At 41.2% G+C, this 13,531-nt stretch carries 19 protein-coding genes; 5 read left to right on the top strand and 14 right to left on the bottom strand.

The features are described 5' to 3' along the window. Nucleotides 1–2 precede the first annotated feature (2 nt). Nucleotides 3–536 carry a DUF1850 domain-containing protein gene (locus AC0VX7_RS07270; RefSeq protein ID WP_475427281.1) on the bottom strand — a complete coding sequence of 178 codons (534 nt, stop codon included), beginning with the start codon at nt 534–536 and terminating at the stop codon, nt 3–5. 191 nt (nt 537–727) lie between these two features. Continuing rightward, nucleotides 728–1,726, bottom strand: a complete 999-nt coding sequence (locus tag AC0VX7_RS07265) for a TAXI family TRAP transporter solute-binding subunit (protein ID WP_475427280.1) — start codon at nt 1,724–1,726, stop codon at nt 728–730. Between the two features lie 194 nt (nt 1,727–1,920). Between AC0VX7_RS07265 and AC0VX7_RS07260 the strand changes: the two genes are divergently transcribed. From AC0VX7_RS07260 to AC0VX7_RS07250, 3 genes are all read left to right on the top strand, one after another. Continuing rightward, complete coding sequence (locus tag AC0VX7_RS07260) at nt 1,921–2,646, top strand: alpha/beta hydrolase (RefSeq protein ID WP_475427279.1); 726 nt, start codon at nt 1,921–1,923, stop codon at nt 2,644–2,646. Between the two features lie 115 nt (nt 2,647–2,761). Beyond that, nucleotides 2,762–3,271, top strand: coding sequence for a YjcG family protein (locus AC0VX7_RS07255; protein WP_475427278.1), 510 nt, complete (start codon nt 2,762–2,764; stop codon nt 3,269–3,271). A gap of 6 nt (nt 3,272–3,277) precedes the next feature. Then, complete coding sequence (locus AC0VX7_RS07250) at nt 3,278–3,703, top strand: GNAT family N-acetyltransferase (protein ID WP_475427277.1); 426 nt, start codon at nt 3,278–3,280, stop codon at nt 3,701–3,703. Nucleotides 3,704–3,878: 175 nt separating this feature from the next. On the opposite strand, the gene AC0VX7_RS07245 is transcribed toward AC0VX7_RS07250, so the two are convergent. Beyond that, a complete protein-coding gene (locus AC0VX7_RS07245; RefSeq protein WP_475427276.1) occupies nt 3,879–4,205 on the bottom strand; it encodes a hypothetical protein in 327 nt (108 codons plus the stop codon). Between the two features lie 221 nt (nt 4,206–4,426). Here AC0VX7_RS07245 and AC0VX7_RS07240 point away from each other — a divergent pair, with 221 nt between their 5' ends. After that, nucleotides 4,427–6,745: a UvrD-helicase domain-containing protein gene (locus AC0VX7_RS07240; protein WP_475427275.1), complete on the top strand. Its 2,319-nt coding sequence runs from the start codon at nt 4,427–4,429 to the stop codon at nt 6,743–6,745. A gap of 28 nt (nt 6,746–6,773) precedes the next feature. Here AC0VX7_RS07240 and spoVIF read toward each other — a convergent pair whose 3' ends face one another. From spoVIF to AC0VX7_RS07195, 9 genes are all read right to left on the bottom strand, one after another. Next, complete coding sequence (gene spoVIF / locus AC0VX7_RS07235) at nt 6,774–7,028, bottom strand: sporulation-specific transcription regulator SpoVIF (protein ID WP_475427274.1); 255 nt, start codon at nt 7,026–7,028, stop codon at nt 6,774–6,776. 134 nt (nt 7,029–7,162) lie between these two features. After that, complete coding sequence (locus tag AC0VX7_RS07230) at nt 7,163–7,288, bottom strand: YjcZ family sporulation protein (RefSeq protein ID WP_214911537.1); 126 nt, start codon at nt 7,286–7,288, stop codon at nt 7,163–7,165. A 94-nt stretch (nt 7,289–7,382) separates the two neighbouring features. After that, complete coding sequence (locus AC0VX7_RS07225; RefSeq protein ID WP_475427273.1) at nt 7,383–8,099, bottom strand: DUF421 domain-containing protein; 717 nt, start codon at nt 8,097–8,099, stop codon at nt 7,383–7,385. A 24-nt stretch (nt 8,100–8,123) separates the two neighbouring features. Next, the gene (gene spoVAE, locus AC0VX7_RS07220; protein WP_214911541.1) at nt 8,124–8,480 is read right to left on the bottom strand and encodes a stage V sporulation protein AE; all 357 of its coding nucleotides are present in this window, start codon (nt 8,478–8,480) and stop codon (nt 8,124–8,126) included. Nucleotides 8,481–8,494: 14 nt separating this feature from the next. Beyond that, the gene (gene spoVAD / locus AC0VX7_RS07215; protein WP_475427272.1) at nt 8,495–9,508 is read right to left on the bottom strand and encodes a stage V sporulation protein AD; all 1,014 of its coding nucleotides are present in this window, start codon (nt 9,506–9,508) and stop codon (nt 8,495–8,497) included. Next, complete coding sequence (gene spoVAC, locus AC0VX7_RS07210) at nt 9,509–9,988, bottom strand: stage V sporulation protein AC (protein ID WP_475427271.1); 480 nt, start codon at nt 9,986–9,988, stop codon at nt 9,509–9,511. Nucleotides 9,989–10,003: 15 nt separating this feature from the next. Next, complete coding sequence (locus tag AC0VX7_RS07205; RefSeq protein WP_475427270.1) at nt 10,004–10,495, bottom strand: YhcN/YlaJ family sporulation lipoprotein; 492 nt, start codon at nt 10,493–10,495, stop codon at nt 10,004–10,006. Nucleotides 10,496–10,758: 263 nt separating this feature from the next. Next, the gene (locus tag AC0VX7_RS07200) at nt 10,759–10,881 is read right to left on the bottom strand and encodes a hypothetical protein (RefSeq protein WP_269745800.1); all 123 of its coding nucleotides are present in this window, start codon (nt 10,879–10,881) and stop codon (nt 10,759–10,761) included. Between the two features lie 98 nt (nt 10,882–10,979). Continuing rightward, on the bottom strand, nt 10,980–11,324 hold the full coding sequence (locus AC0VX7_RS07195; RefSeq protein WP_041968186.1) for a DUF1360 domain-containing protein: 345 nt from the start codon (nt 11,322–11,324) through the stop codon (nt 10,980–10,982). 204 nt (nt 11,325–11,528) lie between these two features. Between AC0VX7_RS07195 and AC0VX7_RS07190 the strand changes: the two genes are divergently transcribed. Then, on the top strand, nt 11,529–12,047 hold the full coding sequence (locus tag AC0VX7_RS07190; protein WP_475427269.1) for a CotY/CotZ family spore coat protein: 519 nt from the start codon (nt 11,529–11,531) through the stop codon (nt 12,045–12,047). 49 nt (nt 12,048–12,096) lie between these two features. Here AC0VX7_RS07190 and AC0VX7_RS07185 read toward each other — a convergent pair whose 3' ends face one another. Next, entirely contained in the window at nt 12,097–12,555 is a 459-nt protein-coding gene (locus AC0VX7_RS07185) for a hypothetical protein (protein ID WP_475427268.1), read from the bottom strand. Nucleotides 12,556–12,678: 123 nt separating this feature from the next. After that, entirely contained in the window at nt 12,679–13,446 is a 768-nt protein-coding gene (gene fabI / locus AC0VX7_RS07180; RefSeq protein ID WP_475427267.1) for an enoyl-ACP reductase FabI, read from the bottom strand. Between the last annotated feature and the right edge of the window lie 85 nt (nt 13,447–13,531).

Here is a 13,531-nt window from a genome sequence, read left to right as displayed (position 1 = left end):
CTTCATTTGTCGTCAAGGATATTCACTCCTTCCAATTGCTTCAATAAACTAATTTCCTCAATCTTTATCCGTACCCTTGTCCCTGGTTCAATCGCCTTGGACAACGGGTACGTTATGTCTTCAAAAATCAGGGTGTGGTTTGCCCGGACCTGGCCAAGCCTCATATCGAAATGCGAAAATTCCCTGTTCATATTCGTAATATAGTACTTGCCATCCTTCATTTCAAAGTTCTCTCCATCCACGACTTCAGATGGCATACCGATAGCAAAATCCTCATACTCCAGTTCGTATTGCCTGATTTTATGGCTTTCGGTAACTTTGTAGCTTTCAATCACATCAGACAGATGGATCGAATGCTTATACTTTATTTTAAAGGCTTCCCCTGTATTAATCGGTACATAGCAGAGTATATCATTACTTTCAGGTGCTTGAAAAACTAAAGCTTGTTTGTAAGGGATATTGATTGAGATAATTGCTAAAAAAATAATGAGGGTTAACAGAACGAAGATTTTTGATTTAATCCAGTTTAAATTCATATCACTAGCCTCGCCTGTCCAATGTCTCCGATGGAGTACTTTCTTTATAACAGTAAAAAATAGACCGGTTGGAAGTTCGGTCTATCTGCCTGGGTTCTCACCCATGTGGTGGTCATCTTCTACTTTTTGTGAAAAAGATGAATTGACCGGGCAATGTCCTTTCAGGACAATGTCCGGCCATGTTCAAACTATTACTGAGCTGCCTTAATACCTTTTTCATCATAGTACTTCTGGGCACCTGCGTGAACTTCAATGCCAACACCGTTTAGAGCATTTTCAGGCTTGATTTGCTTCGCTTTTGCGTGTGTTACCTGATCAAGGTTCTCAAAGATTGACTTTGTAATGTCATAAACGATTTCTTCAGATAAATCCGCTTTTACGACAAGCATCGCAAGAACTGCAACTGTCGGTACTTCGGAACCTAATTTATATGTTCCAGAAGGTACTACCTCTTTAGCATAGTAAGGATACTTTTCGATAAGCTCTTCAGCTTTGTCAGCTTCAACCGGAACAATAACTACCTTTTCCGTTGCAGAAAGTTCTTCAACAGCTGCTGTAGGTGTTCCAGCCGTTACGAATGCTGCATCGATGTTGCCATCTTTGATACCGTTTACTGATTCATCAAAGCTCAAGTCCTGCTTTTGAATATCATCCAGTGAAAGACCGTAAACTTCAAGAATTTGTTCAGCATTCGCTGCCGTACCAGAACCTGGTGCACCGATTGAGACCTTTTTGCCTTTAAGATCTTCTACTGATTTGATACCTGATTTTTCTGTAGTGACGATTTGGATTGTTTCAGGATACAATGTTCCGATTGCCTTGATATTTTCGATTTTGTTTCCATCGAACATTAGCTTTCCTTCAGTTGCGTAGGAAGCGATGTCAGTTTGTGTGAAGGCGATTTCACCTTTATTGTCTTTAATGCTCTGCATGTTTTCTGCAGAGGCTCCTGTTGTTTCAGCATTTGTGCTAACCCCTGTTGCGTCAGATACGATTTTGGCAAATGATCCGCCCAACGGGAAGTATGTACCACCCGTACCACCAGTAAGGATGCTCATGTATTTTGGCTTTTCTTCTGATTTTCCTTCTCCGCCACCCTCTTCTTTAGAGTCGCCGCCGCCACATGCAGCCAGGACCATTGAAAGAACCAGCATCAATGCAGCGAATAAAAGAAACTTTCTTTTTTTCATCAGAATTCCCCCTTATAGAAATAGAATTGTTCAACATAATCTTAACATAAGACTTCACACAATTGTCAAACATGTTACTTGCTTACTATATTTCTTTAACGCTACAAGTAGATTGCCAAAAAAGCTTTTTTAAAATACATATGATAAAATCTTAGTGATGAAATACAAGATAATTGTTGTTTGGAGGTAAATTAATGGATTTTCCAATGGGCAAAATAGAAGAAATCAAACTTCAAAGCAAGGAAATTGGAGAAGAAGTAACTATGCTGGTATACTTGCCTGCCAACTATTCTCCCTTATATAAATATTCATTACTTATTGCACAGGATGGACGGGATTATTTCCAGCTCGGACGGATTGGGAGGATTGCAGACGAGCTCCTTGGCAAAAAGGAAATTGAAAACGTCATCATCGTAGGAATACCGTATGAATCTGTCGAGGATCGACGACGAAAGTACCATCCAAAAGGAGAGCAGCACCAAGCCTATATCCGTTTTCTGGCGCATGAGCTTGTTCCTTATTTAGATGAACAATATCCTACCTACCAAATGGGCATGGGCCGCGCATTGATTGGTGATTCACTCGCAGCTACAGTTTCCTTGCTTGCCGCGCTCCAGTATCCGCACACATTTGGAAAAGTACTTCTGCAGTCACCTTATGTAAACGAGGATGTATTCACAGCCGTAAAGGACTTCCGCCAACCTGAATTGCTCCAGATTTACCATACTGTTGGAGAGCAAGAAACAGTCGTAAAAACGACATCTTCCAAAAACAAAGACTTTTTAACGCCAAACAGGGAGCTGTCGAGGATTTTTAAGGAAAGAAGCTTTGGCTATTTTTACGATGAGTTCAGCGGGGATCATACATGGACTTATTGGCAGCCAGACCTCAGGCGGGCAATAAGACAAGTGTTTTCCTAATATATGCTTCTTTATATTATATATTTAGAAAATTTGTTATAATGAATGGTAAATCATAATATAGGTTTTCAGTAAATCGATATGCACCATACTAATGAAACGGGGGGTATCTCAGATGAAATTCGGTATTGTCATATTTCCATCGAAAAAAATCCAGGATTTTGCAAATTCAATGAGAAGGCGTTATGATCCGCACTATGCGTTAATCCCGCCTCACGTAACTTTAAAGTCACCCTTTGAAGCTACGGAGGAAGAAATCAAGGAAATCGCAAATAAACTCGATTCAATCGCCAGGAATTTCAGACCAGTCAACATCAAGGTCACTAAGATTGGTTCCTTTAAGCCCGTTAACAATGTAATCTACTTAAAGGTTGAATCACCTGAAGACTTGGAAAAGCTTCATAATGAACTTAATGCAACCTTTGACGGAGATCAGGAGTATAACTTTGTTCCACATATCACTATCGGACAGAATATGTCTGACGATGAACACTCCGATGTATATGGTTCATTGAGGATGACAAAAGTACAATATGAGGATACTGCCGACAGAATCCACCTATTGTACCAGTTGGATAATGGATCGTGGACGGTATATGAAACATTCAGGCTCGGAAAGGAATAATCTAACGTGGAAGTAAAAATTGTAAACAACGATCAAGAATTAGCAGATGCATTCGAAGTACGCAAGACTGTATTCATTCATGAACAAAATGTTCCGGAAGAAGAAGAAATCGATCAATTCGAATCCGACTCTGTTCATTTTGTGTTATATGACGATAACCGAAAAGCAGCTGGTGCTGGGAGATTCCGTGTATTGGACGGAATCGGCAAGGTTGAACGGATTTGCGTTATAAAAGAAAACCGCAAAACCCGAGCTGGTGTAGCGGTCATGAATAAAATCGAGGAATATGCCAAGTCACAAGGCATCTCAACCTTGAAATTGAACGCACAGACACATGCTATCCCATTTTACAGCAAGCTAGGATATGAAACGGTATCTGAAGAATTCATGGATGCCGGAATACCGCATAAAACGATGAAAAAATCCATTTAAATTTACTGAAACTCCATTCTTATATGAGTGGAGTCTTTTTTTTGAAGGCTCTTTTCTCACACTTTGTTGCTATCAAATACAATATTGGATTGAATTACCTATATTCCTTTGTAAAGTTGACGATTTTTATAAGAAAACAGCCTTTTTGAATAACAAAAAGGCACCACAGCTGAGTTTAAATTGACTCACTGTAGTGCCTTCCTTTTCCCGTTAATTCAGCATATGCCTGGCTGACCACTGAAGGATTTACCTTCTTCTTATAAACCTGATCCGTATTGGAGAAGCTCATATCAGAGGCTGCCAGCTGCATTCGTGCCACAGGCTGCTGGTCCTTGCGCTTTTTCATGGGTTCTGCTGCTTGCTCCCGCTGTCCCTGTTCTACAGGATCTTCTTTGCGGATCTTTGCGATTTTATTAATCTGGAACGGATCATAATCTATCCCTATTTCACGCTCAGCATATTGTATATATTGATAATTTGTCACTGGAAGAATGTATCCCATTTTGGTATCCCCCAAGTATAATTATTTTTTTCTCACTATATTCTTCTTTTCCTTTTCCCTGTTTATGACCGTACTAAACTGCTAATGAAATTTTTTTTGGCTTCCTCCATAGATATAATGTATTCACAAAGTGTGTATGGATGCCGAAAACACCTTTTGTTAAAAATCTTATTCTGCTATGATAGAGATTGTGCTATTTTTGGTCGGAGATGAGGGAAAACATGAAAACAGCCAAGTATAATCAACAGTTAATAAGCCTGGATCAATATAACCGTGAGGATTATCAAAAGCTTTATGATGACGGAAAAAAAGGGATGCTCACCTGTTCTGTATGCGGAGGCCCTGTCCGGCTTTACCTCGGCATTAAGGACAAGCCCCATTTCTATCATCACCTTTCCGCAAAAGAAGATTGCAGTGAACAAAATGAATCCTCCCCGTCCATTCAACCTTCCGAGGAAGCGGAATATATCGAACGAAATGGCTTCCGGATCCCGAAGGGCCGTTCCATTACGGCTGAAGCTGAAAGAGAGGAAAAATTCATATTCCCACGGGAAGTAAAGATTCCTTCACCTTTTAATCCGTTCCCTCCGGCTAAGCCAGGGGTAAAGTTAAATTATTTAAAACAACTTAAAGAAGCTGGGATCCATTTCGATGGCAACCAGGAAAAAGCTGTTGTTTCTATAGATGGGCCATTATTAATTTTAGCTGGGGCTGGAAGTGGAAAGACAAGAGTACTGACCGCAAGAACCGCCTTCATGATTGAGGAGAAGAAAGTTGATCCCGGTTCTATCATGCTTGTCACCTTCACAGCAAAGGCTGCCGCTGAAATGAAGAAACGGATTGCCCTTTACCCGGGAATGTCCCCCGCTAAGGTTAACCAGCTGATTGCTGGCACCTTCCATAGCATCTTCTACCGAATCCTTTGTTTCCATGACCGTGAAAATTGGTCATCTGACAAGCTGATGAAAAAAGAATGGCAGCGGGAACAGATATTAAAGGAGGCTGGCCGAAAGCTTCAGCTGGATGAAAAAGAGTTTGCCTATGACCTCGCACTCCAGCAAATCGGTTTATGGAAAAACACAATGATCATGCCACACGAAGTTAAGCCTGAATCTCCATGGGAAGAAAAGGTGGCTTTGCTATATAAAGACTATGAAGCTGCTAAAGACAGGCAGAAGTTATTCGATTTTGATGACATGCTTCTGGGTTGTTATAAGCTTTTTAAGGAAAAGCCTGAAATTCTCGAAAACTATCAAAATCGTTTTCACTATTTTTTAATAGACGAGTTCCAGGATATTAATAAAGTTCAATACGAACTTATGAAAATGCTCTCTAGCAAGCATGGAAATGTTTGCGCTGTCGGCGATGACGACCAGTCAATCTATTCATTCCGAGGCAGTGACCCTGCCTATCTGTTTAACTTTAAGACAGATTTCAAAAATACTAAATTAATCATCTTAAACCAGAATTACCGCTCGGCGCATGAGATTGTCGAGACAGCAAACACTTTAATTTCGGCAAATCTCACCCGTCATGAAAAAGAAATGCGGGCCCAATTTTCAGGTGAGCGTCCGCCAGTAATCTTCCATCCTTATGATGAAGAAGAAGAAGCAACGATGATTCTGACAGATATAAAAGAACGGGTCGAACAAGGCGAACGCCCCGGTGATTTCGCTATCCTGTTCAGAACGAATGCAGCCAGCCGTGTAGTATTCGAGAGGCTGGCGAATTCAAGCTTACCCTTCCGTCTTGATCAGGATATTGAATCCTTTTACGAGCGTTTCATGATAAAAGGAATGCTGTCATTTCTTCGGCTAAGCATGAATCCCGATGACTCAGAGGCAATCAAAAATATACTTCCATCACTATTTTTAAAGCAGTCGATTTTCCGTGATTTACAGGCGAATAGCATCCTGAACGATTGTTCCATGCTTGAAGCACTTACCCATGTAAAAACCGGCTTTGCCTTCCAGGAACAAAAACTAAAAAGACTCATACCGATCGTACGCTCTCTGTCTTCTCTATCGCCAGTAGCGGCAATCGATATAGTCGAAAAGGACCTTGGATATCAGGACTTTATCAAAAAGCGTGGAAATGAAGGGAACCAGCTTGAAAAAGGTTCGGATGACATCCGGGATTTAAAAGTGGCGGCACGCAACTTTAAAACCGTCAGAGAATTCATCGAGCATGCTGATCATATGACAGCCATGAACACTGAAATTAAACGGAGCAGCAGAAACCTAACTGACGCCATCACATTAAGCACCATTCATCGAGCCAAGGGGCTAGAATATGGAAATGTCTATATAATTGGAACCGTAGACGGAAGCATCCCCCATGATTACGCTTTGGATGCCTATCGCAATGGAGACCTCCAGCCGCTCGAAGAAGAACGCCGTCTGCTTTATGTAGCGGTGACAAGGGCAGAAAAGAACTTATTCATTTCTGTTCCACAAAAAAGACGTGGAAGAAAAGCTAATCCTTCCCGTTTTTTATCCAACATTAAGAGAAAAATGCCAAATCAGGACCTGGGGATATAAACTCAGGTCCTGATTTGGCATTCAAGAATTACTTCTTGTTGATCATTTTGGAGATTTGGCCAAAGTCAAGCTGCTTTCCATCCTTAACAATGGATTCTACAATCTTGTCTTCCGTTTCTTTATTTACCGGTTTATTAGCCATTTTTGAAACACGGCGGATTACGCCTCTTACAGTTTGCTCATCTTTAAAGTTCGCATTTTGTAATGAATTCGCTAACTCAAATACATCATTCATATTTACGCCCGTTTTTTTCTCTATATTCTTGAAGAAATTATTATCCATATAAATCACGCCTCCTTCTTTAACTACTCTATAGTATGAAGAAAGCAATAAATGGTGAAAGAGAGCCCATAAAAATCAGCATTAGTCTATGCAGAAAAAGCTGTTCCGATTGGAACAGCTTCTCCTTCCCTTTCTTAGTTGTAGAAGCTTGCTCCTACAATAATCAACAAAATGAACAATACGACGATCAATACGAAAGTGGAACCTCCGTAGCCGCCACCGCCGTAGCCGTAGCCGCCGCCACACCAACCGTAGCCCATTCTTCTTCACCTCACTTTTTATTACTCATTAGTAATATATGTGAGGCCTAACGAATTTGTATGGGCGAGCCCCCATTCATTTAGAAATCATGGATTAAACATGATCAAAGTCTGGGAAATGACAGGATATAAATTCATCATATAGATCAACACTGAGGTGTCCTCTAGAATCCACTTCTGCATAAAAGACTTGTTGTGGCTGATATCCTTTAGCCTGGATTTTTGCAATCAGTTCAACTTTATTCAGACCAGCTTGCCTTAAGTTTTCCTCGATAAATTTACCGTCCATCATAACGGACACCGCAGCAGACTCTGCTTCCATTTTAATTCCGATATCTTCATACTTTAAAGGCTGTTTGGCTTTCTTCAATAAAACACTCAATTCTCCATTGGAATCAAGCGAAGCAAACTCAACATCAGCTACCTTAAATACACTTTTCTTGCGAAGTTGTTCCAGGAGTTCATCTATGCTGTATTTTTCTTTCCGCATATTTTTTTCGAGAATATTACCATTTTCAATGAAGGTAGTTGATTTCCCCTCAACTATTTTGCGAAATGCTCTGCTTCTTAAGGATATCGTTGAAATCGCCAAAGGGACGAATGACCAGACAACCAGACTGGCAATTCCATCCCTCAAGCTCAAATCAGGATCCATCGCTAATGTACCTGCAATATCTCCTACAGTGATGCCTACGATATATTCAAAAAATGACAGACTCGATAACTGCTTTTTCCCAAGAAGCTTTGTAATGATAAATAAGCCTAAAATCAGCAAAATAGAGCGTATGATCGTTCTAAAAATATCTGGCATTAGATCATTCCTTGAAACACAGAATCAACCTTTTGGTTTAAAAATCAGGGCGCCGATAAAGCCAAAAATCACAGCAGCCGATATACCAGAACTCGTGATTTCGAACATGCCTGTCAGGACACCGACCAGCCCATGCTGCTCTGCTTCCTGAAGCGCTCCGTGAACAAGCGAATTCCCAAAGCTTGTAATTGGAATCGTAGCACCAGCTCCAGCAAAATCAATTAATGGTTCATAAAGCCCGAAACCATCAAGGACAGCACCAATGACAACAAGCAGACTCATCGTGTGCCCTGGTGTCAATTTCGCGATATCAAACATTAGCTGGCCGAATACACAGATCAAGCCTCCGACAACAAAAGCCCAGAAAAACATTGGTAGCAAATCGATTCCTCCTTTTAGTTCATTTCAATTGAGACAGCATGGGCTATACATGGAATGGTTTCTTTTTGCTGGAACGAGAGCGGTGATAACAGAGCTCCTGTAGCAACAACAAGTATTCTCTTATAGACACCTTTTTTCATTTGATTTAATAAGTGGCCATATAACACGGAAGCCGAACATCCTGCTCCGCTGCCTCCAGATTGTACCTGCTGGTCCTCGTTATAAATCATTAAACCGCAATCCTGAAATTGTTCCTTTGTTATGTCCAGTCCAGACTGCTGCAAAAGCTCGTATGTAGTAGCCTGCCCAATCCTTCCAAGATCACCTGTTACAACTAAATCATAATAAGATGGATCACGATTCAAATCTTTAAAGTGTGCAATGATCGTATCCGCTGCGGCAGGTGCCATTGCTCCGCCCATATTAAATGGATCCGAAATTCCCATATCCACTACTTTCCCGATAGTGGCAGAGGTGGTGACGATTTTTCCCTGTTTATTCGAATTGTCCGTTACAACAGCAGCTCCTGCTCCGGTTACAGTCCACTGCGCTGTTGGTGGTTTTTGTCCGCCATATTCTGTCGGGTAGCGAAATTGTTTTTCCGCTGCAGAATTGTGGCTTGATGCGCCAGTTACAGTCTTCTTTGCTCCCTGGTAGTTCACAATGAAAGATGCTAGCGCAAGACCTTCCATTGAGGTAGAGCAAGCACCGAAGAGACCAAAATAAGGGATTTCCATCGTCCTTGCCGCAAAACTCGTCGGTGTGATCTGATTGATTAAATCGCCTGCAAGCATAAACTGCATGTCCTCTTTATTGAATTCACCTTTTTGCAAGGCCGATTTGATTGCCTCTTCAAGTAAAACTCTATGAGCTTTCTCGTATGAGTCTTCACCCATCCACAAATCGTCATGAAGGACATCAAAGTCAGCTGCCAGTTTTCCCTCAGCTTCAAAAGGACCGCCGGATGTGCCCCATGATTCAATGACAGGCCGGTTCGCAAATTCCCATGACTGCTTTCCAATCAACATTTACAGCACCCCCATCATGATCAGCAAAGTTTTTACGAGTGCAACGACGAAGGCTGCAAAGACTCCAAATAAGATTACTGACCCTGCCAATTTGAACATATTTCCACCGACACCAAGAACAAAGCCTTCAGTTCGATGCTCAATAGCTGCTGCAATAACAGAATTCCCAAAACCGGTCACCGGAACAGCACTACCCGCTCCTGCGAATTGACCGATATGGTCATATACACCAAAGCCTGTCAACAGCATGGAAAGGAAAATCATTGTCGCAACTGTCGGATTTCCAGCTGTTTGTTCTGTGAAATTAAAAAAGTATATATAAAAATAGGTAATTGCCTGACCAATCGCACAAATCAATCCGCCAACCAAAAATGCTTTGATGCAATTTTTAACTACCGGACGTTTAAGCTCATGCTTTTGTTCCAGCTGTTGATACTGCTGCTGTTCAGGTGTTAACTTTTGCTTTTGTTTATCCCCCATTTCACCCATCCTTTCTTAAGTTAATTCTTTTTTCAAAGAAATAATCCGTTGCAATTGTTCTTCTGCTTTTTTATCCGGAAAGGACGGATCTTTCATTCTCTCCCGAAGCTCGACCGCCTCAATAAAAATTTTATAATCACTAGAAACAATGAAGTCATCATCAGGATAATTCTTTTCCAGTTTCTTATTGATTTCTTTCTCGATCCGCTTCATGCCGAACCGCTTTAAATGCTTGACCTTATAAGCCACCAATATGTCTTCTTTACCTACGATGACCGCAACATCATAAATTTCATCAAGTGCAGCAATATCTTTCTTGACCTTCTTAGCCAGTTTGATATTCTTCTCATCAAGATCATTTGTTGCTCCTGGATCTGGATTGACTGACTGAATCAATGACTTCCTGCTTTCTGGAGATGTTTTGCCAAAAGAAGTACAGCCAGCAGTACCAACGCCAATCAGCATGAATATCACTAAAATGCTTACAGCTTGTTTCATATTCATCATTAATCCCTTCCTATGCTTCATCTGATAAAATTATTTTCCACGTCTAAAACCCAATTTATGAATTTTTCTAAGCAGGATACACTTCCAGTTAATGTAAAGATGGAAATTAAGCCTTCTTGGCAAGAAATTTGCTTTGGTGAGCTTAATATGACCTTTTTATGACTTTCAATAAAATTAAGCTTTCTCTTATTGCTTTTTATAGCCTTCCCTATTTGACGTAATCTACAAAAAAACGCCTGCCAGAAAGTTTGGCAGACGCTGTTTTATGCTTGTTTTTTCTTTTTCCCGCAACCACAGCCACGTTTCTTACGCACTCTGCGGGTTGAAGCATTACTTTTGGATACAGTAGAACCTTTGCTGATTTTCGTTTTTTGCTTTTCCTCCATGTATACAACCCCTTCATTAAAGAGTCCATACGATAGTTTATGAACAAATCTTCAAACGGGTTCTGGACGGACTCACTAATTTAGGTTTGTTTTACGGCTCAGTCTTTAATGAAATAATGCTGGATCACTGAAGCAATTCCCGCTATTGCAAGCACAGTGATGACCGGCATTGAAAGTTGCGGTATCAATGCATAGCCAGCATATAGGAAAGAAGTTGCCCAAATACCAGTGCACCAGTGACAGCTTAATAGCTCACCTATCCAATATTTGAGTCCCTCTCCTTTTATTTCTATATAAGTTTCCGTACTGCCATCCTCCAGGGTCTCCTCCACCATATCGTGAAATGGTGCTCGAAGGAATTCAGTGATTGTATCATAAACAATCAGCCTCGTCAGACGAAAGCTCGCAAATACAAGAAGGCATAAATCCAGCCAATTCCCCATCCGCTACACCACCTGTGTTGAATCAAGTCAATACAGCTTATGCAGGGCAAATCCCTATGTATAGGCCCTTAGCCAGTCCGCTCCTGTCATCATTTTTTATGGGAAACCTGTTGAAAATTAGACAAACACCCACACCATTAGGAGGGCGATTCATATTCTATTAAGGACAATAGGTCATATCAACTAAAAGGAGATGAACTTGTTATGGGTTGCAAAGGTAAAAAACATGATGGCGACAACTGTGTATGCGAGGTCCTTCGTGCAGTAGCAGATGCTCAAGATGAAGTGGATGTAGACAATGATTGTGATGTCAGCTGTCACAAGTCTATCCAAGAATTACTTGCAGGCGCACAAACTCCAACGACGGATTTAGATACAATCCCACTAATTCTTTATTGCGGTGACTGTGTACCATTCGAAGGATTTGGAACTCGCCTCCGTCCAAATGGAGCTGACCAAAGACTTGATTGCTTCAGGTCATTCTTCTTCCGTGTTACATCAGTAGACGACAACTGCTGCGCAAAAATTGAGTTGTTGGCCACACGCGGTGATGAAGGAGAAGGTTTCGACACTCCATGCAGACAAATTCAAACTGGAGGAGCCAGAAATGAATTCTTCAGAACTGGAATCTGCATCACTGTCGACCTGGATTGCTTCTGTGCTGTCACTTGCCTAGACCCTGTAGCGGCATTACCACTTTCAAGCCTACCAGGAAGCGGCTGATAACTACGGGCAGAAAAATCAGGGCTTACCGTAATTGGTAAGCCTATTTTTATAAACCAACCCTCTTAATGTCGACTAAATCCTCTTTAAGGATGCTTACACTTTTCTTTCTCGGGCTGATCGAATGTATAATCAATACTTCTCCTTTCATTTCCATAAAATAACCCTTATATGACCTTTCTTTGGTAATGAATTCATATTTAACCTTCGCGACAGATGCCGGGACAAGCTTTAAGTGTTTGACCTTTTCCTCAAGTGTATATTCATTGAAAGTCCTCTTCCTTGGTGCATCCGGGCTTTCTGTTTCATGAATTACTTCTTCTTCATAATTTCCGTTTGCTTCGTAATCAACTTCATTGGTCTTTGAATTCTGTACTTGTAGATTCTCAGACATCTCTTCACTATTTTTAAAAGAAAAATTCTTTTGCATATCAGGTTGCGGTAGATCAATGTTTGGTTGATTGATGTAGAACAAAGGAGACTGCTTACGACTTCGTTTCCTCCCCATATACGGCACCTCCAATACTTCGCTCACCCTATATGTATGCGGTAGCCTAGGATAGGTGCCAGACTCACTTTTTGAATTGTTTATAATAAAAAAGAAAGCCCGCACATTGGCGGACTTGATTGATTATAAAATATGAAAACCTGAATCAACATGGATATTTTCTCCAGTAATCCCGCGAGACATATCGCTGAATAGGAATACTGCTGTGTCACCGACTTCTTCAAGTGTTGTGTTGCGGCGAAGCGGAGCTCTTTCTTCGATTTCTTTTAAGATTGAATTAAAGTCACTTACACCTTTTGCAGATAGTGTACGGATTGGTCCTGCTGAAATTGAGTTCACTCGGATATTATCCTTCCCCAAGTCTGCTGCAAGGTAGCGTACGCTGGCATCCAGGGATGCTTTTGCTACTCCCATGACATTATAATTCGGAATCGCTCGTTCTCCTCCAAGGTAAGTCAAAGTAACGATACTTCCGCCTTCTGACATTAGTTCCTTCGCTTCCTTGGCAACTGCAGTCAATGAGTAAGCACTGATATTATGTGCTAACAGGAAACCGTCGCGTGATACATTCATATAGTCCCCCTGGAGTTCCTCTTTGTTCGCAAATGCGATACAGTGGGCAACACCAGAAATTGTGCCAACCGCTTCCTTGACCTCGCGGAAGCATTTTGCAACATCTTCATCGCTCGTAACGTCGCATGGCAATACTAAATAGCTCTGGTCCAACGATTCAGCAAGCTCGCGTACACTTTTCTCCAGACGCTCTCCCGCATACGTGAAGATCAAATTCGCTCCCGCATTGTGAAGTGACTGTGCAATCCCCCAGGCAATGCTTCGTTTATTGGCAACACCCATTACTACATATGTTTTTCCGTTCAGTGAAAGAGTCATTTTTACTGTTCCCCCAATGTTAATACAAGTTATTAGTACCTAGTGCTAATTCTACACTATATTTTTTCATTTGAAAAGAAAAACC

The sequence above is a fragment of the Mesobacillus sp. QJM3NY_10 genome (assembly GCF_056173465.1).
This window is presented reverse-complemented; position numbering and strand designations above follow the sequence as displayed.